Origin of the sequence: Eubacterium sp. An11, from assembly GCF_002161065.1 — a bacterium.
Lineage (GTDB): Bacteria > Bacillota > Clostridia > Lachnospirales > Lachnospiraceae > Anaerobutyricum > Anaerobutyricum faecale.
On the sequence record NZ_NFLV01000007.1, the window covers coordinates 1 to 22,399 of the forward strand.

Annotated in this window: 22 protein-coding genes; all 22 read right to left on the reverse strand. The window is 49.3% G+C overall.

Annotated features, from left to right (window positions below):
• Nucleotides 1-199: 199 nt before the first annotated feature.
• The 22 genes from B5E53_RS07345 to B5E53_RS07455 all read right to left on the reverse strand — a co-directional run bounded on the left by B5E53_RS07345 (nucleotide 200) and on the right by B5E53_RS07455 (nucleotide 22,330).
• Nucleotides 200-820 (reverse strand): V-type ATP synthase subunit D, encoded by a 621-nt coding sequence (locus B5E53_RS07345; protein ID WP_087313652.1) that lies wholly within the window; start codon nucleotides 818-820, stop codon nucleotides 200-202.
• Between the two features lie 12 nt (nucleotides 821-832).
• Nucleotides 833-2,218 (reverse strand): V-type ATP synthase subunit B, encoded by a 1,386-nt coding sequence (locus B5E53_RS07350; protein ID WP_087313654.1) that lies wholly within the window; start codon nucleotides 2,216-2,218, stop codon nucleotides 833-835.
• A gap of 12 nt (nucleotides 2,219-2,230) precedes the next feature.
• Nucleotides 2,231-3,997 carry a V-type ATP synthase subunit A gene (locus B5E53_RS07355; RefSeq protein ID WP_087313656.1) on the reverse strand — a complete coding sequence of 589 codons (1,767 nt, stop codon included), beginning with the start codon at nucleotides 3,995-3,997 and terminating at the stop codon, nucleotides 2,231-2,233.
• Nucleotides 3,990-4,568 carry a V-type ATP synthase subunit E gene (locus B5E53_RS07360; protein WP_343215609.1) on the reverse strand — a complete coding sequence of 193 codons (579 nt, stop codon included), beginning with the start codon at nucleotides 4,566-4,568 and terminating at the stop codon, nucleotides 3,990-3,992. The genes B5E53_RS07355 and B5E53_RS07360 overlap by 8 nt, the downstream gene beginning before the upstream one ends.
• A 55-nt stretch (nucleotides 4,569-4,623) precedes the next feature.
• The gene (locus B5E53_RS07365; RefSeq protein WP_087313658.1) at nucleotides 4,624-4,932 is read right to left on the reverse strand and encodes a V-type ATP synthase subunit F; all 309 of its coding nucleotides are present in this window, start codon (nucleotides 4,930-4,932) and stop codon (nucleotides 4,624-4,626) included.
• Nucleotides 4,907-5,203 (reverse strand): hypothetical protein, encoded by a 297-nt coding sequence (locus B5E53_RS07370; protein WP_162611836.1) that lies wholly within the window; start codon nucleotides 5,201-5,203, stop codon nucleotides 4,907-4,909. The genes B5E53_RS07365 and B5E53_RS07370 overlap by 26 nt, the downstream gene beginning before the upstream one ends.
• Before the next feature lie 144 nt (nucleotides 5,204-5,347).
• On the reverse strand, nucleotides 5,348-5,785 hold the full coding sequence (locus B5E53_RS07375) for an ATP synthase subunit C (RefSeq protein ID WP_087313662.1): 438 nt from the start codon (nucleotides 5,783-5,785) through the stop codon (nucleotides 5,348-5,350).
• Between the two features lie 13 nt (nucleotides 5,786-5,798).
• Entirely contained in the window at nucleotides 5,799-7,739 is a 1,941-nt protein-coding gene (locus B5E53_RS07380; protein WP_087313664.1) for a V-type ATPase 116kDa subunit family protein, read from the reverse strand.
• A complete protein-coding gene (locus B5E53_RS07385) occupies nucleotides 7,736-8,782 on the reverse strand; it encodes a V-type ATPase subunit (RefSeq protein WP_087313666.1) in 1,047 nt (348 codons plus the stop codon). Before B5E53_RS07385 ends, B5E53_RS07380 begins: the two co-directional genes overlap by 4 nt.
• A 3-nt stretch (nucleotides 8,783-8,785) precedes the next feature.
• Nucleotides 8,786-9,097 carry a hypothetical protein gene (locus B5E53_RS07390; RefSeq protein ID WP_087313668.1) on the reverse strand — a complete coding sequence of 104 codons (312 nt, stop codon included), beginning with the start codon at nucleotides 9,095-9,097 and terminating at the stop codon, nucleotides 8,786-8,788.
• Between the two features lie 407 nt (nucleotides 9,098-9,504).
• The gene (proS, locus tag B5E53_RS07395) at nucleotides 9,505-10,941 is read right to left on the reverse strand and encodes a proline--tRNA ligase (RefSeq protein WP_087313670.1); all 1,437 of its coding nucleotides are present in this window, start codon (nucleotides 10,939-10,941) and stop codon (nucleotides 9,505-9,507) included.
• 240 nt (nucleotides 10,942-11,181) lie between these two features.
• Complete coding sequence (locus B5E53_RS07400) at nucleotides 11,182-11,943, reverse strand: RluA family pseudouridine synthase (RefSeq protein WP_343215610.1); 762 nt, start codon at nucleotides 11,941-11,943, stop codon at nucleotides 11,182-11,184.
• A gap of 82 nt (nucleotides 11,944-12,025) precedes the next feature.
• Entirely contained in the window at nucleotides 12,026-12,745 is a 720-nt protein-coding gene (locus B5E53_RS07405) for a response regulator transcription factor (RefSeq protein ID WP_087313672.1), read from the reverse strand.
• 262 nt (nucleotides 12,746-13,007) lie between these two features.
• Nucleotides 13,008-14,225 (reverse strand): bifunctional phosphopantothenoylcysteine decarboxylase/phosphopantothenate--cysteine ligase CoaBC, encoded by a 1,218-nt coding sequence (coaBC, locus tag B5E53_RS07410; RefSeq protein WP_087313674.1) that lies wholly within the window; start codon nucleotides 14,223-14,225, stop codon nucleotides 13,008-13,010.
• A 25-nt stretch (nucleotides 14,226-14,250) separates the two neighbouring features.
• A complete protein-coding gene (gene panD / locus B5E53_RS07415; RefSeq protein ID WP_087313676.1) occupies nucleotides 14,251-14,643 on the reverse strand; it encodes an aspartate 1-decarboxylase in 393 nt (130 codons plus the stop codon).
• 356 nt (nucleotides 14,644-14,999) lie between these two features.
• The gene (gene panC, locus B5E53_RS07425) at nucleotides 15,000-15,839 is read right to left on the reverse strand and encodes a pantoate--beta-alanine ligase (RefSeq protein ID WP_087313680.1); all 840 of its coding nucleotides are present in this window, start codon (nucleotides 15,837-15,839) and stop codon (nucleotides 15,000-15,002) included.
• Between the two features lie 69 nt (nucleotides 15,840-15,908).
• The gene (panB, locus tag B5E53_RS07430; RefSeq protein WP_087313682.1) at nucleotides 15,909-16,736 is read right to left on the reverse strand and encodes a 3-methyl-2-oxobutanoate hydroxymethyltransferase; all 828 of its coding nucleotides are present in this window, start codon (nucleotides 16,734-16,736) and stop codon (nucleotides 15,909-15,911) included.
• Nucleotides 16,737-16,809: 73 nt separating this feature from the next.
• A complete protein-coding gene (locus tag B5E53_RS07435) occupies nucleotides 16,810-17,658 on the reverse strand; it encodes a Rossmann-like and DUF2520 domain-containing protein (protein WP_087313684.1) in 849 nt (282 codons plus the stop codon).
• Nucleotides 17,659-17,948: 290 nt separating this feature from the next.
• Complete coding sequence (locus B5E53_RS07440) at nucleotides 17,949-18,770, reverse strand: Cof-type HAD-IIB family hydrolase (protein WP_087313686.1); 822 nt, start codon at nucleotides 18,768-18,770, stop codon at nucleotides 17,949-17,951.
• 141 nt (nucleotides 18,771-18,911) lie between these two features.
• Complete coding sequence (gene metK, locus B5E53_RS07445) at nucleotides 18,912-20,102, reverse strand: methionine adenosyltransferase (RefSeq protein WP_087313688.1); 1,191 nt, start codon at nucleotides 20,100-20,102, stop codon at nucleotides 18,912-18,914.
• A 13-nt stretch (nucleotides 20,103-20,115) separates the two neighbouring features.
• Complete coding sequence (locus tag B5E53_RS07450; protein WP_087313690.1) at nucleotides 20,116-21,429, reverse strand: UDP-N-acetylglucosamine 1-carboxyvinyltransferase; 1,314 nt, start codon at nucleotides 21,427-21,429, stop codon at nucleotides 20,116-20,118.
• Nucleotides 21,430-21,751: 322 nt separating this feature from the next.
• On the reverse strand, nucleotides 21,752-22,330 hold the full coding sequence (locus tag B5E53_RS07455; RefSeq protein WP_087313692.1) for a flavin reductase family protein: 579 nt from the start codon (nucleotides 22,328-22,330) through the stop codon (nucleotides 21,752-21,754).
• Between the last annotated feature and the right edge of the window lie 69 nt (nucleotides 22,331-22,399).

Sequence of the window (22,399 nt, forward strand, 5' to 3'; positions counted from 1 at the left end):
TACAGCATATAGCTTATCTTCAACAGATATTTTCTTTTTAGGCATAAAATATACTCCCTCCTAAGTGACAAGTTTTTATTATTTCACTTGTCTACCCAGAAGGGAGCATATCACAATGCTGTCCGTCCAGATTGCATCGGCTCCCTGTTATTTGCCCCTCTGAGGGCTGATGTTTTATAATTTATTTCTTCATTTTAATTTATTCCTTCATTTTCATCCGCTTGATCACTTTCAGCCTGGTAAACTCTTCTCTGTCCTTCTCCTCCAGCGCGTTGGTGATCGTATAAACCAGCGATGTGTACATTGGAATCGTAATATTCTGCAGCGCGTTGGCGCGCTTCTGGGTCTTTTTAATATTGGTGGCCAGACGGTAAGCCGCGTTCTCCACCATGGACAGTTTGATGGTCAGATCTTTCACCTTTCGAAACGCCTCTTTTGCCACATCAATGGATTCATGGGTTGTGCTGAACGCATAGGTAGGCATGCCGGCGTCCGGCGTGTATTTCACATGGGGGATCTCCGTTCCCATGATACTGCGCACCTGGATGGTGATGGAATTTTCGATGGGAACCGTGTAGGCCAGCTGTTCCACCATGCTGATGCCGTTTTCGATATTGGCTCTCTGAAGGCACTGATAGGCATAGGTAAACGTGGAATCTATCTCCTCCTGAATGCTCCTTGCCTCGTCGATCAGATCCATCAGCTCCCGGATGAGGATATTTCGCTTCCGGTCCATAAGATCATAGCCCTGTCTGGCAAGGGCCAGCGAATTCTTCGCCAGCATCAGATTACCTTTGGTGGGAAATGTACGTGGATCCATAAAATCCCTCCTTTACTCTTCCGGCGCCGGTTTGTAGTATTTATCAAGAAGCTTTGTATCCACCCGGTCCAGTTCCTCCCGCGGCAGTTTTCCGAGAAGCTCCCATCCAAGATCCAGGGTTTCTTCCATGCTTCGGTTTTCTTCCGGTCCCTGGCCGATATATCTTTCCTCAAATTCTTTTCCGAATTCCAGATATTTTTTATCAATAGGCGACAGCTCATCCTCACCGATGACGGAGGCCAGATTTCTGGCGTCTCCCACTTTGGCGTAAGCGGAGAAAAGCTGATTGGCCAGATCCTGATGGTCTTCCCTGGTATATCCCTCGCCGATGCCGTCTTTCATCAGACGGGACAGGGACGGCAGGATATTGATCGGCGGATAAATGGACTGGCCGTTTAACGGACGATCCAGCACGATCTGTCCCTCAGTGATATAACCGGTCAGATCGGGAATCGGGTGCGTGATATCATCGTTCGGCATGGTGAGAATCGGCAGCTGGGTCACAGAACCATCCACACCCCGCACGATGCCTGCCCGCTCATAGATGGCGGCCAGCTCACTGTACAGATACCCCGGGAAACCTTTCCGGCTGGGAATCTCTCCCTTGGAGGAGGATACCTCACGCATGGCCTCGGCAAAGGATGTCATATCCGTCAGAATGACGAGGATATGCATGTGCTGTTCAAAGGCCAGATATTCCGCGACGGTCAGAGCCACCTTCGGCGTGATGAGACGTTCCACCACCGGATCGTTGGCCAGGTTTAAAAACATCGCCACATGGTCCGCCACGCCGCTTTCCTCAAAGGTCTGCCGGAAGAAATCCGCCACGTCATGTTTAACGCCCATGGCGGCAAATACGATGGCAAACTCCTCGTCGGAGTCTTCGCCCAGAGACGCCTGTTTTACAATCTGGGCAGCCAGCTGATCGTGAGGCAGACCGTTGCCGGAAAAGATCGGCAGCTTCTGTCCCCGGATCAGGGTGGTCAGTCCGTCGATGGCGGAGATTCCGGTGTGAATATAGTTTCTCGGGTATTCCCGGCAGACCGGGTTTAACGGCAGACCGTTGACATCTCTCTTCAGGGTGGAGACAATGGGGCCCAAGTCATCGATGGGCTGTCCGATACCGTTGAAGGTCCGCCCCAGCATATCCGGAGACAGCGCGATCTCCATGGGATGACCGGTCAGTTTTGTGTGGGTGTTGGTCAGAGACATATTTTCTGTTCCCTCAAACACCTGAATGACCGCCTTATCTTCATAAAGTTCCACAATTCGTCCGATTTTCCTCTCGGAGCCATCTATGACAAATTCAACGATCTCATCAAAAAACGCATCCTGCACGCCTTCCAGCACGACCAGAGGGCCATTGATACTGCTTAATCCTAAATATTCAATTGACATACCGGTCCCTCCTTATGCATTCTTCTCCAGTACCCGCTGATAAAATGCGTCGATATCCCGGCGGTACTGCGCAAACATTTCCAGACGGTCATTTGGCACATCGTACTTGATAGCAATGACCTTGTCGAATATTTTTTCTTCTTTGAGCACAGACATCGGATGTCCCATGGACACCAGTGTCCGCGACAGTTTATACAAATATAAGATGGTATCCATCATCAGGAACTGCTTTTCCATGGAGACGCAGGTATCGTCCTTATGAAAGGCATTCTGCTGCAAAAATCCCAGCCGGATCACCCGGGCGATCTCCAGGATCAGTTTCTGATCATCCGGCAGCACATCGCTTCCGATCAGTTTGACGATTTCCAGCAGACTGCTCTCCTGATTGAGGAGCGCCATGAGACGGTTTCTGTATTCCACGAACTGCGGCGATACATTGTCCCGGTACCACGGACTCAGATCGTTCAGGTATTCGCTGTAGCTGGTAAGCCAGTGAATGGCCGGGAAATGTCTTGCGTAGGCGAGACTTTTATCCAGTCCCCAGAAACAGCGGACAAACCGTTTGGTGTTCTGTGTGACCGGCTCAGAGAAATCTCCTCCCTGGGGAGAAACCGCTCCGATGATGGTGACGGAGCCGTTGGTTCCGTTGAGATTGTGCATCATGCCGGCTCTCTCATAAAAGGCTGACAGCCGGGAAGCCAGATACGCCGGAAACCCTTCCTCCGCCGGCATCTCCTCGAGACGTCCGGAAAGTTCCCGGAGCGCTTCCGCCCAGCGGGAAGTGGAGTCCGCCATAATGGCCACGTCATAGCCCATATCCCGATAATATTCCGCCAGGGTCAGACCCGTGTAAATGCTTGCTTCCCGGGCCGCCACCGGCATGTTGGAGGTGTTGGCGATCAGTGTGGTCCGCTCCATCAGCGGCTGCCCGCTCCGCGGGTCCGTCAGCTCGCTGAACTCCTCCAGCACCTGTGTCATCTCATTGCCCCGCTCTCCGCAGCCAATATAAATAATGATATCCGCATCGGCCCATTTGGCGATCTGATGCTGCATCATGGTCTTTCCCGTGCCAAATCCTCCGGGAATGGCCGCCGTGCCTCCCTTGGCGATGGGAAACATGGTGTCCACGATCCGCTGCCCGGTCACCAGCGGCACCGAGACCGGAAACCGGTGATGGCAGGGCCTTGCGGTCCGGATCGGCCAGTGCTGGGTCATGGTAAGATTTCGCTCAGACCCGTCCGACATCCGGAGAACCACCAGAGTCTCATCAATGGTATACCCGCCGTCCGGCACCACATCGGTCACCGTACCTTCCAGGTCCGGAGGAACCATACATTTGTGAACGATGGCCCGGGTCTCCGGCACCTCCGCGATGATATCCCCACCGTGGAGATACTGTCCTTTTTCCACCGTGATATGCGTCTCCCATTTCTTCTGACGATCCAGGGAATCCACGCTGACACCGCGGGTAATAAAAGCTCCCGCCGAATCGGCAATCCGCTCCAGCGGTCTCTCGATACCGTCAAATATATTATTGAGGATCCCCGGCGCCAGGGTGACTGACACAGCGTTGCCGCTGGCCACCACCTCTTCGCCCGGGCGGAGACCTGTGGTCTCCTCATATACCTGCACTGTCGTCCGGTCTTTATCGAGGGCAATGACCTCTCCCACCAGCTTCTGGCTGCCGACATAAACCATCTCCGCCATGCGGAACCCGGTATTTCCCTTCAGATAGACGACAGGGCCGTTGATTCCATAGATTGTTCCGGTCTTAAGCAACGCCGTCACCTCCCAGTAAAAACTTCTCATACTCATCCCGCAGCTGTGTCAGGAAAGAATGATCGATCAGAATATTCCGGCTGTGGATCACTGCCCGCACTCCCCCGATGAAATCCTCTTTACTGATCGTCAGAGACACACCGGTCATCGCTTCCAGCTCCCCGCGTTTTCCCTCATCAGATGCGTTAATGTATATGGTCACCAGATCATCACCGGCGTATTTCTCGGCCTGCCGGATACATTTCACCAGAAATTCATCATATTCTTTTGTCTTCATATATGCATCGACCATCTGTCTGGCCTCATGAAATATCTTATCCTTAAGCTCCTGCTGTACTTTTCCCCGTCGTCTCTTCTGCTCCAGCTGATACTTTGCCCTGGTCTGATTCAATGCCAGTTTCGCCTTTGTTTTTTCTTCCATGATCCGGAGCTTCGACTGATGCATCGCCTCTTTTTTATGGTCCGCCAGTTCTTTCTCCAGCATCTCCCGGTGGGAATCTATGATGGCGTTTCCCTCCGCCCGGGCCTGCTCCATGGACGAGGTCTGCAGATGCGCAATTTTTTCTTCCAAAGTCAAGAGGAATCCCTCCTTATCGTTTAAAATGTATGATGATACATCCCCGTTTTCACAGCTTCAGCCCGATGGCTTCAGTGATATAGGATGTGATAAAGTCTTTCTTCCTTCCGGTTCCGTGCCGGTCCGGTATCTCCACAAGCAGCGGTAATTTCCGCTCCAGACGAAAGGTATCAATGATATCCGGAAACTCCCTTCCGAACTTCTCCGTCAGCAGAACGATACCGACACTTTTGTCCGCCAGCACACTTTCCAGCGCTTCCCGGAGTTCTTCTCTCTCATGGACGACCACGCCGTCCACGCCTGCCAGACGCATACCTGTATATGTGTCCACGTTATCGCTGATGAGATACATTTTCATAGATATCGCCTCCTTCGTGCTCCATGCTCATGCGGGAGCGGCTCTGTTCCGCCCGCTGCCGTATACTGTAACACCTCGGATTGCTCCGCACTTCGTGCTCCATGCTCATGCGGGAGCGGCTCTGTTCCGCCTGCTTCCATATACTGTAACACCTCGGATTGCTCCGCACTCTGTGCTCCCGCAATCCTCCCCACATTCGCATTCCCGCACTTCGTGCTCCATGCTCATGCGGGAGCGGCTCTGTTCCGCCTGCTTCCATATACTGTAACACCTCGGATTGCTCCGCACTCTGTGCTCCCGCAATCCTTCCCACATTCGCATTCCCGCACTTCGTGCTCCATGCTCATGCGGGAGCGGCTCCCAAAGTCCTGCTTTTTCACGCCAGCGTGAAAGCATGACTTTCTGGAGCCTGGTGTTACAGATTACCAAGGATCATAAAGGAGATGATCAGACCGTACAGGCAGACACCTTCCGCCAGGCCTACGAAAATCAGCGATTTACCAAGGATGCTGGAATCTTCGCTCAGAGCTCCTAAAGCTGCGCTGGCCGCGCTGGCCACAGCGATTCCGCCGCCGATACAGGAAAGGCCGGTTACCAGGGCCGCCGCCAGATATCCAAGACCGGTGGCAAGGCCTGCGGAGGATGCGGCTGCTGTCTCTGCGGCTTCTACCGGATGTCCACTGAACATCACCGCCATGGCGATGAGCAGGGTTCCAAAGAAGAATACCGTGTTGACGCCCAGCGTCCGTTTATAACGTTTTTTACATTTCTCTCCCAGATAAAAATAACAAAACGGAAGAACAATACTTAAGAGTAAGGCTGCGATTAATACGATCTTAGTTGCTACTGTCATGATATAGGACCTCCTACTTTTTATTGGTTTTCTTATTGGTATATGGAGTAAAGGCATGGCCGCTGCCCTTGTAAAAACGGCTGAACATTTCATAATATTCCAGTCTCAGCACCTGGATGCCGACGATCAGTCCCTCAAATCCGCAGACAAAGAGGTTGCCGAAGATCACACCGATCCAGTTGGGATTACCGCTTTCCGCTCCTGCCAGCTGCAGCACCACTTCCATGATGGCGGCATGGCTGACGGCAAACGCCCCGATACGGATGAAGGATATGGTGTTAGAAAAATAGCTGAGCAATGTCTCAAACATTTCAAAAAAACCTTCCACCAGAAACATTGCTTTGCTCTCTTCCATTTTTCCGGTCTGCCTCCGTATGAGACGGGTCAGCGGCTCCTTAAATAAAATGAGCAGGAGCGGAATCCCGAACATCACTGCCATAACGATTCCCGCCGGCAGCGGATTGCCTGTTAAGAACAAAACAATCGTAACTACAACCGCCACATAAAAGACAAGTCCCGCCACCCCGTTGGCATCGAACCAGGCGCCGCCGATATCTTTATCCCGCAGAGCGTTGATGATATGGAGCACCATGGCCAAAATGATCAGAAACATTCCAAAGGCCACCGCCACCACAAACACCGTGTTAAGCTTTCCCAGGAAAGGCAGCGTGGTCATGTTGTCGATGGGCCGGATCCAAAGGGGTTTTATGATATTTTCAAATCCAAAGATACTGCCGAATACAAAACCAAAAATCGTGGAGAACACTCCCGCCGTGGCGATGATACCTGCCAGCGGCGCTTTCTTAAAATGATAAATCAGAGCCCCTCCGATGAGCAGGAGGAGTCCCTGCCCCACATCGCCGAACATGATACCAAAGATCAGAGAGTAAGTAATCCCTACAAACAGAGTCGGATCCAGTTCATTGTGAGCCGGAAGTCCGTACATCTGCACAAACATTTCAAAAGGTTTGAAAAGTTTTGGATTCTCCAGTTTCGTCGGCGGCTCGCCAAAATAGGCGTCATGATCGTCTTCCACCACCACAAAAACCTTATCATCGTCCTGAATCTCCTTTTCAAACTTTTCCACATCGTCCTCCGCCATCCATCCGCAGAGAATATAGTAATCTTCCTTATTATCTTCCATGCGGGCCGCCAGTTTGCGGACATCAAAGTTATTGGACAGCTCTTCCAGACGATTTCTGGCGGCAATGAGCTGCGGGGCTCTGTTCTGAAGCATTTCCCCCGCCTGTTTATCCAGATCGTCAAGCTCCCGGGCAATCTTATCCGCCTCCCTGTCCAAAGAGCGGTAAGCCTGCTCCGGTGTCCCCTCGAATTCATCTTTCAGCTCGATTTTCTCAAAATGCAGAGACCGGAATACAGCATCCACTTTCTGGGACTCTGCCGGCGCCACAAAATACGCGCCGTACACATAGCTGTCATCCCGCTGGCCCTCCACAAAAATCGCACCCAGATCGTCCATCAGATATTTTTGCATTTTCTGATAAAATTCAACGGCAATGCGCCCGAAGCGATAGACGATATATTTATAATGAAGTACTTTATGCAGATTGCAGTCCAGAGGACGGAAAGGAGCGATCACCCGCTGTTTTGCCCGGATCTCATCGCTGCGTTTTTTTAATTTTTCTTTTTTCTCCTGCACAGACTGATAGTCTTCTCCTGCCTTCCGCACCACCTCAAACATATCGTCAAGGCCCATGGATGTATCCGGCTCCACACTTTCCGCATCGGGAAGATACCCGACATATTCCTCCGCTTTTTTGAGAACATCGCGGTAAGGATTGATCTCCATAAAGGGCCTCAGATTATCCACGGTCTTAAGCTCTGACAGAGCCGATTCCAACTGTATCTCGTATCGGGAAAGATACAGATCCGTCACCCGGTCAATATCATTCCGGGGCCCGGATATATTTACAAACTTCATCTTTACAATCATTGTGTTCTACCTCCCACGTATGCCAGCGTCTCGCCAGGGCTCAGACTGTACCGTACACATTCCATGGCTGTCGTCAGCTTATTGATTTCTTCCTCTTTCAGGAAGAGATACGTGTTCACCGCCGCAATGGAGTAGGGGCTCCGCCTTCGGTCCACAGTATACAGATAATGCAGACAGTCCGCATACATCTGTTCAATGGTCAGATTCTGGTGGAAATTATAATGGCGGGCGTAGGTTGTTTTGTCCACCACCGCCTGAAATTCATTGAGTCCCGGCGCTTCCACCATCTCTTTGACACTGTCCGTGGACAGCTTATAATGAATGGGAATCAGCAGCAGATAAATATCGGCGGGCTTCATATTATAGTATTTCTTCGCCCTGTAAATCCATTGCATGTTCAGCATATCAATCTTGGAACCGCAGTCTCTCATAAAAAGCTCCAGATCTCCTTTTTTTAACACTTTCTTTTGTTCCTTCCATATAGAAGTAAAATAATAGAGATTCAATGTCAGGTCATAATCATAAAGCGTCACGTTCTGCGAATCCTTCAGCTTATTCAGCGGCTCATAATACTCCGTTCCCTTTAAATTCTCCACCAGCTCATCCGTAGTCCGGGACGTGATCAGCTTCTCAATAGAAATCTGGGAATACCGGTCAAAAAACGGCTGTTTGTATGCCAGGTCAAACGGCTGTTTATAACGATTTATGACGATCCTCAGACAATAATTGATCAGATCGATCTCATAAGATTTCATGATCAGCTTCATAAATCGTCTCTGCTTCTGTCCGCTGAACCTGTAGAGTTTTGTATAATCATGATACAGCGACTGCACCAGAACCTTCTCGATATTTCCCCGGTGGATCTGCTCCTCCTCCAGCGTGTCAAGCACATCGGCATACGCCGTATTTTTTTTCAGATATTCCACAATTTCCGGCACGCTCCCAAGACCGGCAATGATCTCAAACTGTTTTGGTTTGAGCAGCTTGCCCTCCATGGCCCGTACCTTGGTCACGATCCCGCTGTAAGCAAGTAAATTTCCCATAGGCTACACCTCGGTAATCCGTTTTAAAATATTCCTGGCATACTCCGTATGCCGCTCCGAGTACTCCTGACGCAGAGCCTGAATCTCTCTGCCGCCGGCGCCATTCCCGCCGTCAAGAATCTCCGAGGAATCCCGGTCCAGTTTATCACGGATGGCCTGGATACGTTCCCTGGTCTTCTCAGAAAGCTCCGCATCAAAATTCCGGCGCTTCTCGTCATATTCTTTGTCCAGAACCGCCTTTTCCTCCTCGGCGTGTTCCACAATGGAAGACGCAGTCTCCTCAATTTCTGTCAGTCTGTTGATGATTGAGTCCATAGCAACCCTCCTGTTCATGACAATATTGTGTTTTTGAATAACATATTCTATTCATAAATAGACACAAATAGCCCCGCGCCGTCCCGCGAACGCAAGGTAAAAATAACCAAATTCATACTAAAAAATATTCCAACTTTCGTTAGTATAGCACAATTTATTTGAAACCACAACAGAGGAAATTCTTTCAATACCTAAGAACCGGCAAAGAATAAAAGGCCTCGTCCAATGAAATATTTCATAAAATAAAAAAAACTGCCGCAAAAGCAAACTGCATAAAATATCAAATGTATTTCTGATATTTTTACAGACAGCATGCTTTGCAGCAGTCTTTTATTCTTTATCTGTTGTGAATCGTATTCCCGCCGAGGGAGACGATTCCTTTCCTCGTCTTCAGAGACAGCTTCTGTTTAGTAAGCCTTTCCGAAGTATACCTCACATTTTGCCGGTTTGCCGCAGTGTACACACACATCGGAATGTTTTTCCTGCTCAAACGGCATACAGCGGGTGGTAGCACCGGTTTCTTCCTTGATGGCTTCCTCGCAGGCTCTGTCACCGCACCACATAGCACGGATGAATCCCTGCTTCGTATTTAAGAGATCCTGGAACTCATCCCAGTTGTGAGCCACATGGGTGTTGGCATCCAGATGCGCTTTCGCTTTATCATACATATCTTTCTGCATTTCTTCCAGAACCTCGCCCAGTCTTACCGGCAGCTCGTCGATGGATACCACAATCTTTTCGCGGGTATCACGGCGGACAATAACCGCCTGGTTCTTCTCGATATCCTTCGGACCAATCTCAATACGGGTCGGGATACCCTGGATCTCCTGCTCGCTGAACTTCCATCCCGGGGACTTGTCAGAATCGTCCACTTTCACGGAGTAATCACCTTTCAGCATATCGCGGATCTCAAACGCCTTGTCAAGCACGCCTTCCTTCTTCTGCTGAATCGGAATGACCATCGTCTGTACCGGAGCGATCCTCGGAGGGAGAACCAGTCCGCTGTCATCACCATGTACCATGATGATCGCGCCGATAATACGGGTGGACATACCCCAGGAAGTCTCATAAACCGGAGAAAGCTTATTCTCTTTGTTAGCATACTGGATACCGAAGGCTTCCGCAAAACCAGAACCAAAGTTATGACTGGTACCGGACTGCAGCGCCTTTCCGTCGTGCATCAGCGCTTCGATGGTGTAGGTAGCTTCCGCACCGGCAAACTTCTCCTTCTCGGTCTTCTTTCCTTTTACTAATGGGATCGCCAGAATCTCCTCGCAGAAATCAGCATACACATTGAGCATCTGCTCTGTTCTCTCCTCTGCCTCTTCCGGAGTTGCATGGAAAGTATGTCCTTCCTGCCATAAGAACTCTGCGGAACGTAAGAACGGACGGGTAGTCTTCTCCCAGCGAAGCACAGAACACCACTGATTATATACCACCGGCAGATCTCTGTGAGAATGTACAATGTCTTTCACATGATCGCAGAACAGAGTCTCAGAAGTCGGACGGATACATAATCTCTCTGACAGTTCTTCCTCTCCTCCCTGCGTTACCCATGCCACTTCCGGCGCAAAACCTTCCACATGGTCTTTCTCTTTCTGGAGAAGATTCTCCGGAATCAGCATCGGCAGATATACGTTCTCCACGCCGGTCTCCTTAAATCTTCTGTCCAGCTCTTTCTGAATATTCTCCCAGATCGCATAACCTCTCGGACGGATGATCATGCATCCTTTTACATTAGAATAAGATACCAGTTCTGCCTTGGTCACTACATCCGTGTACCACTGGGCAAAATCCTGGTCCATTGGAGTAATCGCTTCCACAAGCTTCTTTTCTTTGGCCATAATTCTTTCCTTTCCTGCACTCTCTTTTATTTGTCAATAACCGTTAAATTATCACATAAAATATACCGATTTATTTTAGAATACACACGGATTTTTGTCAATAAGAATCCTGCAAAGCAGGATTCTTCACCTGCGGCGGGTCGCGAAAGCGACATCTTCCAATCCGCCGCAGTGCGATCCTCCAGGAACATTTTTTATTTCACAGGGATGCAATTTCCTGTGAAATAAAAAAAGGAGACATTAATATGCCTCCACATCCATCAGCTCAAACGCCTCACCCCGGGGCTCTGTTTTGAAGACCAGCTCCTCACCGGTTACAGGATGATGAAATGCCAGCCTGGTGGAATATAAACCAAGCTGCATATATTTCTTCTTTGTCTTTTGATATTTCGGGTTATATTTGGTATCCCCGTACAATCCGATCCCCCGGGAAGCAAACTGTACCCGGATCTGATGATGCCTTCCTGTATATAAAATAACCAGCACCCAGGAAAGGATACCGTCGCGGGTCTCAATCTGATCGATCATCTCATAGTCAAGCACCGCGTGTTTTGCTCCCTTCGTGCCCGCCGGAACCACCTTGGTGGTGTTAGTTTTCCCGTCCCGCAGCAGCATATCTTCAAAAGTTCCAAACTCTTCCGGCAGTGCGCCGCAGACCACTGCCTGATAGCATTTTTCAAATTCATGATTTTGAATCTGTCTGCTCAGCTCCGCCGCTGCTTCTTTTGTCTTCGCAAACACCATCAGACCTCCCACCGGACGGTCCAGTCGATGTACTGCCGTGAGATACGGTTCTCCGTCTCCCTCCTGCTTCTCAAAAAGATAATGCTTTAAATATGTTTCCACATCTACATTTCCGCTGGTATCCGACTGTACCGGCATTCCCGCCGGTTTCTCGCATACCAGAAGGCTGTCATCTTCAAACACAATGGGAATCTTCTTCTTTCCAAGCATCCTGACACCTGTTTCTCTCTCCAGAGAGAAAATACCTTTCTTTTTCAAATATTCTTTCTGACTTATTCTCCCCCCTGAACGGGGAAAACAGCCATTCTGTGCTGTTTCCCGCATCAGAAAAGCTGTTGTGTTACTCTGCTCCCTGTACTCTGATGGAACCGGACATCTGAAACCGGTATCCAGCCCCCCACACAGTCTCGATGAGATTAGAAGCTCCTGCGTATTTCTCAAGCTTCTGCCGGATCTTTTTGATATGTACTGTCACCGTTGCCACATCTCCGATGGAATGCATTCCCCAGACTTCCCGGAATAGTTCCTCTTTGGAAAATACTCTGTTGGGATGGGAAGCTAAAAATACAAGTAAATCAAATTCTTTTGTGGTAAATGCAATTTCCTCTCCGCATACAGAAACCCTTCTCGCTGTCCTGTCAATCCGGATCTGATCCAGGACAATGCAGTCATTCTTCTGGTTTCCCTTTTTGACCAGCCGATTATACTGGTTCAGATTCGCCTTCACCCTCGCTATCAGTTCATTGGGAGCAAAAGGTTTGGTCACGTAATCATCCGCTCCCACTCCCAGACCTCTTACTTTATCGATCTCACTGCCTCTGGAAGAGACGATGATGATCGGTATATCCCGCCGGCTCCGAAGTTCTCTGCATAATTCGAATCCATTTAAATCATCCAGATTCAATTCTGTGATCACCAGATTAATATCATCCTGCAAGGCTCTCTGAAATCCGGATACGCCACTCTTTTCAATTGTCACTTTATAAGAATTAATCTCCAGATAATCGCGTTCCAGCTCTGTTGCGGAAGTATCATTATCGATAATTAAAATATGTTCCATAATATTGTCTCCATGCACCTTGCTTTCATTTTTCCTGCAATTCCCGGCAACACAGTATATTATAACATATCATCCAACTTTTTTCTTCTGAATTTTCATAATTTGTTTATTCATTTTCCGCATTCATCGCACTATTTTGCTATAATTTCCGAAATTAGTATCTTTTTTTGTATAATTAAATCAGACAATTTATAAAACGCCGGAACACCTTTTTATCGGAACCTTCGCATGGACTCTCCGGACCTTCCTCTTCATCTCTTTTTTATTTCCCGGCAGTATTGGATCTGTCACTCCTGTAGCGCAAAATATAAGACAGCAGTTCATGGGCCGCCTCATCTTTTGTCAGAAGCGGCAGCGCCTTCTCCTCTTTCTCTGTAATGATCGTGATCAGATTAGTGTCGGTGGCAAATCCCGCTCCGGCATCTTTTAAATTATTAGCCGCAATCATATCGAGATTCTTTTTGTCCAGTTTTTTCCGGGAATTCTCCAGCATATTCTGAGTCTCCATGGAAAAACCGCAGATGACCTGATCTTCCCGGCGGTGCCTGGCCACATATCCGAGAATATCCTGTGTTCTCTCCAGTTCAATACTCATTTCACCGTCAGACTTTTTCACCTTTTCTTCGCTGACCTGGGACGGACGGTAATCCGCCACTGCGGCAGATTTGATCAAAATGTCCTGAGCGTCCAGATTATCACGGACTGCCTCAAACATTTCCTGAGCGGTGGTCACCGGTATGGTGCGGACAAACGGAACCGGAGCAAGGGCAACCGGACCGGATACCAGAGTGACATCCGCTCCCCTCTGCATCGCATTTCTGGCAATGGCATATCCCATTTTGCCGGAAGAATGATTCGTGATATAGCGCACCGGGTCGATGGATTCCTGGGTCGGCCCCGCCGTCACCATAATCTTCAGACCTTTCAGGTCTTTCTCGCGGGCCAGATCCCGCAGAATATACTGATAGAGGGTCTCCGGCTCCGGCATCTTGCCGGCTCCCGTATCACCGCAGGCAAGATAGCCCACCGCCGGGTCCACAATCTCATATCCATATTTTTTCAATATTTTAAGATTATCCTGCAGAATTGGATTCTCATACATATGCGTATTCATGGCAGGAGAAAAAATCACCTTGCTGGAACAGGCCATGATGGTTGTAGTCAGCATGTCATCCGCAATGCCATGGGCCACCTTGCCAATGACATTGGCAGAAGCCGGCGCAATCATCATCAAATCCGCTTTCTGCGCCAGAGACACGTGTTCCACCTGAAATTCAAAATTCCGGTCGAAGGTATCCACCAGACATTTATGATTGGTCAGCGTCTCAAAAGTAATCGGATTGATAAAGTTCGTTGCGTTCTTTGTCATAATCACATGCACATCACAGTGTGCCTTCACAAGCATGCTTGCCAGATTGGCAATTTTATAGGCAGCAATGCTGCCTGTCACTCCTAATACGACTGTTTTTCCTTTTAACATCTTTTCTGCATTCCTTTACTTCAAATCATTCCATATCGCACAGACGGCCATGCTTTTCGTAGCTGGTAATGCGGTGAACGGCATTTTTGTCATCCACAAAAACAACCGTCGGCTTATGTTCTCTCGCTTCCTCCGGCGTCAGATCTGCATAGGCCATGATGATAATCTTATCATGGACGCTGACGCATCTTGCCGCAGCGCCGTTTAAGCACATAACGCCGCTTCCCCGTTCTCCGGCGATGGTATATGTTTCAAAACGATTTCCATTATTGATATCTACAATCTGGACCTTTTCATATTCTAAAATTCCGGCGGCGTCCAGTAAATCCTCATCCACTGTAATGCTGCCCACGTAATCAAGCTCCGCCTGAGTTACGGTGGCGCGGTGGATCTTTGCTTTTAACATATTGATCTGCATGAATATTCCTTTCCGCCATGCACCTCGATTCGCTTTGCTCATCTCGGTCAGGGCATTCGCCTTCTCTTCCCTGGCGCATCGGCTCCCGCCATGCACCTCGATTCGCTTTGCTCATCTCGGTCAGGGCATTCGCCTTCTCTTCCCTGGCGCATCGGCTCCCGCCATGCACCTCGATTCGCTTTGCTCATCTCGGTTAGGGCATTCGCCTTCTCTTCCCTGGCGCATCGGCTCCCGCCATGCACCTCGATTCGCTTTGCTCATCTCGGTTAGGGCATTCGCCCTATAGCTCCAGACATATGTCTCGCCCTTTCGTGCAAGCACGAGGGCTAGCCATATGCCCGTAGCTGCATGGCTCATTATACAATAAAGTTATCAATCAGTCTAGTTTTTCCGATGTAGACGGCGATGGCGGCCAGGGTTGGAGACTTAACGGTGTCCACCGGCTGCATGGAGAGTCCGTCCACGATTTCTACATAATCGATGCGGGCCAACGGCTCGGATTGTATTTTTTCTGTCATGGCCGCCTTGATTTTGGCTGCATCTGTCTCTCCTTCCCGCACCATTTTCTGTCCGAGGAAGATGGACTGGCTGAGCACCAGGGCCGCCTTTCTCTCTTCTTCGTTCAGGTATGTATTTCTGGAGCTTTTAGCCAGCCCGTCTTCCTCCCGGACAATCGGGCATCCGATGATTTCGATATCCATGTTAAGGTCACGGACCATACGACGGATGATGGCCAGCTGCTGGGCATCCTTTTGTCCAAAGTAGGCTCTGTCCGGTGTGACGATGTTAAAAAGTTTGCTCACCACCGTGCAGACGCCGCGGAAATGGATCGGGCGGCTCTTACCGCAGAGAGTCTTGGACAGCACATCCATATCCACCCAGGTACAGAAATCCGGCGCATACATTTCTTCCGGTTCCGGATGGAAAATCAGATTCACTCCCAGGGACTCGCAGAGTCTGCTGTCCTTTTCCAGATCTCTGGGATAAGACTCCAGATCCTCTGTCGGTGCGAACTGGGTGGGATTCACAAAGATGCTGGTAACCACCCGGTCATTGTCTTCCACCGCCTTTTTGATGAGGCTGGCATGTCCTTCATGAAGATAGCCCATAGTCGGCACCAGACCGACAGTGAGCCCCTCTTTTTTCCAGGCTTTCACCTGTTCTCTTACTTCTTTTATGGTATAAGCGATTTGCATAACTTCCTCCTGCTTTGTTTTACTGACTCTTTTTCACTGTTTCCGCGCCCACAGTCCCGGCGCAGCACATCAATACAGTTTCTCAATTACTTCCTCGTCAATCTTGTAGGTATGTTCTTCTGACGGGAAAGAGCCGTCTTTTACAGCGGCATCGTAATCTTTAAATGCCTGGCTCATGATCTCTCCCACGTTGGCAAATTTGCGCACAAACTTCGGACAGAAATCAGAGAACATAGCAAGCATATCGGCATAGACGAGCACCTGTCCGTCACAGCCGTTTCCTGCCCCGATTCCGATAGTTGGAATAGAAACAGATTCAGAAACCAGTTTTGCCAGCTTCGCCGGAACGCACTCCAGAACCACCGCAAAGGCTCCTGCCTCTTCCACTGCCTTGGCGTCGTCAATGAGCTTCTGCGCAGCTTCCACTGTTTTTCCCTGAACTTTAAATCCGCCGAAAGCATTGATGGACTGTGGAGTCAGTCCCAGATGGGCGCACACCGGGATAGAGGCATCAACGATGGCTTTAATCTGCGGACAGACCACTGCTCCTCCTTCCAGCTTGACAGCTCCGCAGTGGGTCTCTTTCATGATGCGCCCTGCGTTGACCACCGCGTCATAGACCGATGTCTGATAGGACAGAAACGGCATGTCTACGACAACCAGCGCATTTTTTGCTCCTTTTGCCACTGCCTTGCCGTGATGAATCATATCTTCCACCGTCACGGCGATGGTGTCCTCATAGCCAAGCATGACATTTCCCAGAGAATCCCCCACCAGGATAGAATTCACTCCGGCCTCATCCACCAGCTTCGCCGTGGAATAATCGTAGGCCGTCAACATAGAAATCTTTTCTCCTTTTTCTTTCATCTGCTGAAATGTCGTCACTGTGTTCTTCATAATTCAATACCTCCCGAATTCTTTTCCTTTTTCCGGATGCTTTTTCGTATCCGGTACATTTGCTCTGACATTGTCAGACCTCCTGCAGGAGCGCCTCAAGGGCACTGTAATCCCTGTCCGGATTCTTTTGTCCTGCCACAGAAAGCAGTTTTTCTGACAGCAGCGCATACAGCTTCCTGTCCTTCTCCTCAAGACAATTCAGATGCTTCCTCACAGTCTGCACATCTCCCCGTTCCACCGGCCCGGTGAGACTGGAAACACAGCCGTCCGCAAGAACCTTATTGACGTTTCCGGCGATCAGAGGCCGAAGGGCCGCCAACGCGCTTTCCTCATCAAAACCACAGTCCCCCATCAGATCAAGGCTCTCTTTTATGAGAGCAATCACCTGATTGCTGCAGATGGATGCCGCGCAATGATATTTGACCTTATCCGCTGCCCGGATGAGACGTACCGGATTGCCGAAAGACTGGAAGAACTCTTTCACATCTTCCAGATGTCGTTTGTCTCCTTCAATTGTGAAATATGCGTCTGAAAGCTCTTTGTATGAATGGAACCGGTCACTGACCGCAAAGAGCGGATGGATAGAATATCCGAAGGCTCCTCTGTCCGCTATGCCGGGAAAGGCATCCTCTGCAGACAGAGCACCGCTGCAATGACAAATATATTTACCTTCAATGGGAAGTTCCCTGATCTGATTCCACACAGTGGTAATCAGTCCATCCGGAACTGTTAAAAACAGAGCGTCGCTTTTCCTGACCAAATCTTCAAGTTTCTCTTCAAAATCTGTCCCGGCAAAGTCCGCCGCTGTCTCAGCTGCCTTTTTATCGGCATCAAAAAAGCCTGATAAACTCAGGCCATGTAACATAAAATATTTGGCCAGGGAACATCCAACCTTCCCTGCGCCTATAATTCCTGTATGCATCTTATCACCTTACTTTCGCAAAGTGACGCTCCGAGTCTCATTCCCATGGATATAAGCTCAATATTTATCTGTGCTGCACGCGGTATGGTTTCTTCCGAATACCATCCATAAAGCTGCCGTTACAACTATACCATGACCGCCATGCGGTCATGCTGCCTCCGGCGGATGCGCAGCGACTTTCTGCGGTCCCGCAGAAATCGCATTATGCGCAGGTATAATGCCAGCTCTGCGGGCATTATACCATTCCCGGAGCGTTTCGTAAAGGAAAAAGAGGGGAATTTATTGAAATTTTACAACAGATATTTTTCGATGACTTCCGCACATCCGTCATGATCGCAGTCTGCCACCACCACATCGGCCATCGCTCTGATATGCTCTGACGCGTTTCCCATAGCCACTGCCAGGCCGGCCGCCTGCAGCACTTCCCTGTCGTTATCCGCATCCCCCACAGCGATAGTCTCCTCCGGGGAAATATTCAGATGACGGCACAGCGCCAGCAGCCCGGCCCCTTTGTTGACTCCCTCCGCCGTGATCTCGAGAGAAGTCACTTCCGAGTGAACCATGACCACCGGAAGATCTGCCGCTTTGATTCTCTCTTCCGTGATCGCCCGCTCCTCCGTTGTGTGATGATAAATATTACATTTTTCCATGGGTACCGGATGATCCATATAAAACTGATAAATATCCTCACACTGGTCGGCCACCGTCTCAAACATCGGCTTATAGACTCCCATGTAGTAGTCTTCCATCTCCTCCAGCTTGCTTTTCTGCACGATGGAGCGGGTGGAGAGAAAATGAATCATCACATCCTTCTGACGGGCGATTTCCAGAATTTTTTTCATATGCGGAACTGCAATAGCCCGGCGGGCAATGACTTTCTTCTCATGGCAGTCATATACCATGGCACCGCTGGTACAGTCCAGATACCGCACTTCCGGGACCTGATCCAGATATTCGTAAAGCTCCGCCAGTCCTCTTCCGGTGGAGAGCGCGATAATTTTTCCCTCCTTCGCCGCCCGGCGGATCATTTCTTTTGTGGTATCTGATATCTGTTTTCCGGAATTCAGAAGAGTTCCGTCCATATCGAAAGCAGCCAATTTGTATTTTCCCATTTTTTAACTCCTGTTATGTAATGCCAAATTTCTGTAAACAAAAAAGTACTTCCTGCCGCGGAAATCGCTCTCCAACAGCAGGAAGTCTGTTTTCATTATTCAAATTATCATAAGCGGATCAAGAAAGAATCCTGCTTTGCCTTACGCCAGATATGCTTTCAGCATATCCACCTTGTCCAGTTTCTCCCATGGAAGATCCAGATCATTACGTCCGAAATGTCCGTAAGCAGCTGTCTGCTTATAAATCGGACGTCTCAGATCAAGCATTTTAATGATGCCTGCCGGACGGAGGTCAAAATGCTCGCGGATGATATCCACCAGCTTGTCCTCTGATAACTTACCGGTTCCGAAAGTATCTACCATGATGGAAGTCGGCTGTGCCACACCGATAGCGTAAGATAACTGGATCTCACATTTATCTGCCAGGCCGGCTGCCACGATATTCTTTGCAACGTATCTTGCTGCGTAAGCTGCAGAGCGGTCTACCTTTGTACAGTCTTTTCCGGAAAATGCTCCGCCGCCGTGACGGGCATATCCACCGTAGGTATCTACGATGATCTTACGTCCGGTCAGTCCGCTGTCACCGTGCGGTCCGCCGATCACGAAACGTCCGGTCGGATTGATGTAATACTTGGTGTCCTCATCCACCATATCCTGAGGAAGGATGGCGTCGAAAACATACTTCTTGATATCTTCATGGATCTGTTCCTGTGTCACATCCGGATCATGCTGTGTGGAAAGAACCACTGCATCCAGACGGGCCGGTTTTCCATTCTCATCATATTCAACAGTTACCTGTGTCTTGCCGTCCGGACGAAGATACGGCAGTGTGCCGTCTTTTCTCACCTTGGTAAGCTGTCTTGCCAGCTTATGAGCAAGAGCGATCGGGTAAGGCATATATTCATCTGTCTCGTTGGTAGCAAAACCAAACATCATACCCTGGTCGCCGGCACCGATGGCTTCCAGCTCTTCATCGGACATTTTATTCTCCTTTGCCTCCAGAGCCTTATCAACGCCCATGGCAATATCAGGAGACTGTTCATCCAGAGCAACGATGACACCGCAGGTCTCAGCGTCAAAACCATATTTGCCTCTGGTATATCCAATCTCTTTGACTGTATCGCGGACAATCTTCTGAATATCCACGTAAGCATTGGTGGTAACCTCTCCCATGACCAGAACCAGACCTGTGGTCATTGCTGTCTCGCAAGCCACACGGCTCATCGGGTCTTTTTCCATCAATGCATCTAAAATAGCATCTGAAACCTGGTCGCACATCTTATCCGGATGTCCTTCTGTTACGGATTCAGAAGTAAACAACACTCTCTCCATTTTCTTTCACTCCTTAGCTGACCGTTCCGGTCTTAAAAATAAACTTGTTGGCGTCCTTCTCGGAATCCACTTTTTCAATGAGACCGCCGAGAGCACGCAACTTCTCATCAAAACGTTCGTAACCTCTCTGAATATAGCCAATCTGCGTCACCGTTGTATATCCCTCTGCTGCCAGTCCGGCAATCACGAGGGCCGCTCCTGCACGAAGATCCGGCGTCTCCACGGTCGCTCCCGTGTATTTCTCCACACCGGAAATAATCGCCGTATTACCGTCGACCACCTTTATGTTGGCACCCATACGGCGCATCTCCTCCACATAGCGGAACCGGTTCTCAAAAATACTCTCCGTAATAATGCTGGTTCCCTTGGACAATCCCAGGGTTACTGCAATCTGCGGCTGCATATCCGTAGGAAATCCCGGATATGGCAGAGTCTTAATCTGGGTGTGCTTCAGCCGGCGGGTTGCCACGACGCGCACCGCGTCGTCAGATTCCTCAACCTCTGCGCCAATCTCGCTGAGCTTGGCGGATATGGCTTCCAGATGTTTCGGAATGACATTCTTGATCAGAACATCTCCTCTGGTGGCCGCTGCGGCCATCATAAAGGTTCCCGCTTCAATCTGATCCGGAATGATGGAATACTCGGTATCATGAAACTTCTCCACGCCCTTGATTCGAATCACATCCGTTCCTGCACCCTTAATGCTGGCGCCCATGCTGTTTAAGAAATTGGCAACATCCACGATATGCGGCTCCTTGGCCGCGTTCTCAATAATGGTGTTGCCATGGGCCAGCGATGCCGCCATCATGATGTTGATGGTCGCACCGACAGATACCACATCCAGATAAATGTGGCTGCCCCGCAGCTCCTCTGCGTCAACGATGATGATTCCATGCTCAATCTTCACTTCGGCGCCCAGCGCACGGAATCCCTTGATATGCTGGTCGATTGGTCTGCTTCCGATCTCACATCCGCCCGGAAGGACAACCTTTGCCTTTTTATATTTGCCCAAAAGAGCACCAATCAGATAATAGGACGCCCGAATCTTTCTTATATATTCATTATCTACCAGCAGATCTCCGCTGGAATCGATATATTTTCCGCTGATTAAAACTTCATTATCTCCCTTGCGGACCACTGTGGCCCCGATCTGCTCCATAGCCTGGAGCAAAACATTCGTATCTCTGACATTCGGCATATTGTCGATGAGACACTGCCCGTCTGTCATGATGGCTGCCGCCAAAATTCCCAGTGCTGCGTTCTTGGCACCTCCGATTACCACTTCACCAACTAACGGAGTACCACCCTTAATAATATATTGTTCCATTCTCGCACCTCTATATCTATATCAAACCAAAACTAATTATCTGTTTCACTCAATCTCTGCTGGCCGGGCCGGCGTATCTTTCTCTCCCCGGATATGACAATCTGCCCAAACTATGCAGTCAATCTATCAATCCAAAACTCATCATACGGCCTCTGAGACCGTGGTCATATCCTCTGATTTCTTTCCAAAAAGATAAAGCGGAACTTCATCTTCTTCCTCTGTATGAATACACTGTATGAATACAGATACAATCAATAATTCATTATATCAAGAATGTTTCCTTTTGTAAATTCATAATTTAGATTTTGTAAAAACAATACATTTATCTTTTTTTCTTTTTTCTCTTTCTGACAGAATAGCCAAATGTTCCGATAAAATTGCCAATATCACAATAAATCCCGTGGGAATACACAAGCGGATTGGACTTCTCCAGATGAAAAGTTCCTTTCTCATCCATGTAGCGGTCATCCACCGTCACATGAACCACATCGGCAAGAAACATATGATGAGAGCCCAGCTCAAGAACATCTCTGACTCTGCATTCTATGTTCACCGGGCTGTCCTCTATGACCGGAACATTGATCTTGGCCGCTTCCCCCCGGACAAGACCGGTCTCCTGAAACTTGTCCACATCTTTTCCTGAACGGACACCACAGTAATCCACCGCTCTCGCCATGGAGGCCGTGGTCAGATTCACCGCGAATTCGCCGGTTTCTTTCAGCGCTCGGTACGAGTACCTCTCCGGGCGGACAGAAATATAGAGCATGGGCGGATTCGTGCATACCGTGCCCACCCAGGCAATGGTAAGCACATTATCTCTGCCCTCGGCGTCCCTCACTGTTACCAGAACCGCCGGAAGCGGATACAACATATTTCCCGGTTTAAAATCAATCTTTCCCATGCTCTTTTCCTTTCTTTCCTTATCTTAATGCATATTCCCCGGCATTCCGGGTCTGCGCCGCTCCAATTC